This window comes from Virgibacillus sp. M23, assembly GCF_034190895.1.
Lineage (GTDB): Bacteria > Bacillota > Bacilli > Bacillales > Amphibacillaceae > Virgibacillus > Virgibacillus salarius.
Window position 1 is genome coordinate 1 of record NZ_JAWDHA010000117.1, and the last position, 2,380, is coordinate 2,380.

The 2,380-nt window shown below is 38.8% G+C and carries 2 protein-coding genes; one reads left to right on the forward strand and one right to left on the reverse strand.

Going from position 1 to position 2,380, the window contains the following annotated elements:
* Positions 1–588: 588 nt before the first annotated feature.
* Positions 589–1,983 (forward strand): L-cystine transporter, encoded by a 1,395-nt coding sequence (locus RVS70_RS21445; protein ID WP_026679599.1) that lies wholly within the window; start codon positions 589–591, stop codon positions 1,981–1,983.
* A gap of 214 nt (positions 1,984–2,197) precedes the next feature.
* Here RVS70_RS21445 and RVS70_RS21450 read toward each other — a convergent pair.
* On the reverse strand, positions 2,198–2,380 hold a 183-nt coding region (locus RVS70_RS21450; RefSeq protein ID WP_321134750.1), incomplete at its 5' end, for a hypothetical protein.

Here is a 2,380-nt window from a genome sequence, read left to right on the forward strand (position 1 = left end):
TTTTTGAGCGGGTTTTGCTAAAAAAGTTAGCTGAAGGACAAACCCCACGGAAAGGGAAGTGGGCAGCCGGAATGGTGGTCAAGCAGTAGCTATTATTCCATAATAGCTACTAGAGGAAGCGTAAATCGAGCATTTAGTGATAAGGACTGAGCGAATTTTGCTCCGTTTTTCTAATTGTCAAAGGAAATTATAAAATTAGCCCATGTGGATAAAGATGGGCGTGTTGAGTCACGTCCAGCTCCAGCACCCAGAAACGAGGCGACTTCACAAATCGCCCTACGCTAAGTCATCATCGGCTTGCAAGCTCACGGTGATTCCTTTACCTCTGTTGGCTCGCTCCAGTAATCGGGCGCTAGCGCTTTTGTTCGTAAGTGGTTGTCAGCCCTCTTAAAAACTCTAACCAGTGCATCCAAGATGGAAGAAATCATTCTCTTGACACAAATGCTAAACCGTTGTATCTTATTTAAAGTCATACTAATTTTATCGGAATAATAAAATATGGTAACGATAAAAATTTTTTGCGCATATGATAAGTTCAACTTCATATGCAAATAATAACGGAAATGACAAACAAGGAGGGTTTATATAATGAGTTTACTTTATACCATTGTAAACATCGCAGTACTAGTTATTTTAATTGGATTACTTATATGGATGCAGAAAAAGCATTTTTCATTTACGAAGCGTGTGTTTACTGGGCTAGGTGCTGGTATTGTCTTAGGTGCTATATTACAGCTGGTTTATGGTACAGGTTCAGAAGTATTAACAGAAACTACGGAGTGGTATAGCATCGTAGGTAGTGGTTATATCCGTTTTCTTATGATGATTGTAGTACCGCTTGTTATGGTGTCGATTATTCAATCCATTATAAATTTAGAAAAAACTGCTGAATTAGGAAAAATGTCAGCTTGGATTATTGGCATTTTAATAACAACAACGATGATTGCTGCCTTGATCGGAATTGGTTCGGCAACACTATTTGACTTAAGTGCTGACCAAATAGAAGCTGGGCATGCAGAAAATGAACGAGGAACAATGCTTGAGACCACATTGGGTGAAGTTGAAAATCAATCAGCTCCACAAAAAATTCTGAATTTCATCCCGTCTAATATTTTCTTAGATATGACTGGAGAGCGATCTACTTCTGTTATTGCAGTAGTTATATTCTCGGTAATTGTCGGTATTGCTGTTCTCGGAGTTCGTAGGAAGAACCCAGAACAGGCAGAAATGTTTACAAAGATCGTTAATTCTCTTTATGCAGTCGTTATGAGAATCGTTACATTAATTTTACGTTTAACACCTTATGGTATTTTAGCATTGATGGCAAATACGGTGGCAAGCACAGACTTCGCAGGCATTGTAGAACTAGGTAAATTTGTTCTCGCATCATATGTTGCGTTAATCGTTATGTTTGTTATTCATCTATTATTAGTAAGTTTATTCGGATTGAACCCGTTCATATATTTACGTAAGGTCATTCCTGTATTAGGCTTTGCGTTTACATCACGTTCAAGTGCTGGAACGATCCCACTAAACATTCAAGCACAACGAAATTCGCTAGGTATTGATCAAGGTATTGCCAACATGTCAGCGTCATTTGGTGCAACAATGGGACAAAACGGATGTGCAGGTATATATCCAGCTATGCTGGCTGTTATGATTGCGCCAACAGTAGGAATCGATCCATTATCACCTGGATTTATATTGCAATTAGTACTTATTATTGGTATTAGTTCATTTGGAATTGCTGGTGTTGGTGGGGGAGCAACCTTTGCAGCATTAATTGTACTTTCCTCCATGAATATGCCAGTTGCACTAGCTGGGCTATTAATTTCCATTGAAGCCTTTATTGATATGGGACGTACTGCTCTTAATGTTAATGGTTCTATGGTTAGTGGGACATTGACATCGAGAATATTAAAAAAGATGGATGTTAAAACATTTAATGATAAAACGGCAATAGAGGAAAGTTCATCCCTTTAAGATTATTGTCAATATGAAGCGGTAGCTTGTAGAGAACTTAGAGTTTCTCTACAAGCTTTTTTGTAGTCTGTGGAATTTATAAAATCTGCCCATGTGGATAAATATGGGTATGTAGAGCAACGTCTAGCTCCAGCGTCCAGCAATTAGGCGACTTCACGAATCGCCCTAAAAATAAGTTATCATTGGCTCGTACAGACTCACCGTGATTTCTTTATCACAGCTGACTCGCTCCAGTCGCTACGTTTCTAATCGGGCGCTTGCGCTTTTGTTCTAAGTTAAGAAAGTATAAAATCAGTGCAATGACTGCGTTAAGCCAAGTAGTTATTTTGAAATGTTTGTGTATATTGGCAATGCTCCGACTAATTACTTCGCTTTCCGCGGGCACGGCCTCAACTAA

Excerpts from the sequence above, each read along its gene's own strand:
- RVS70_RS21445 (WP_026679599.1), top strand. The coding sequence starts at position 589 with ATGAGTTTACTTTATACCATTGTAAACATCGCAGTACTAGTTATTTTA.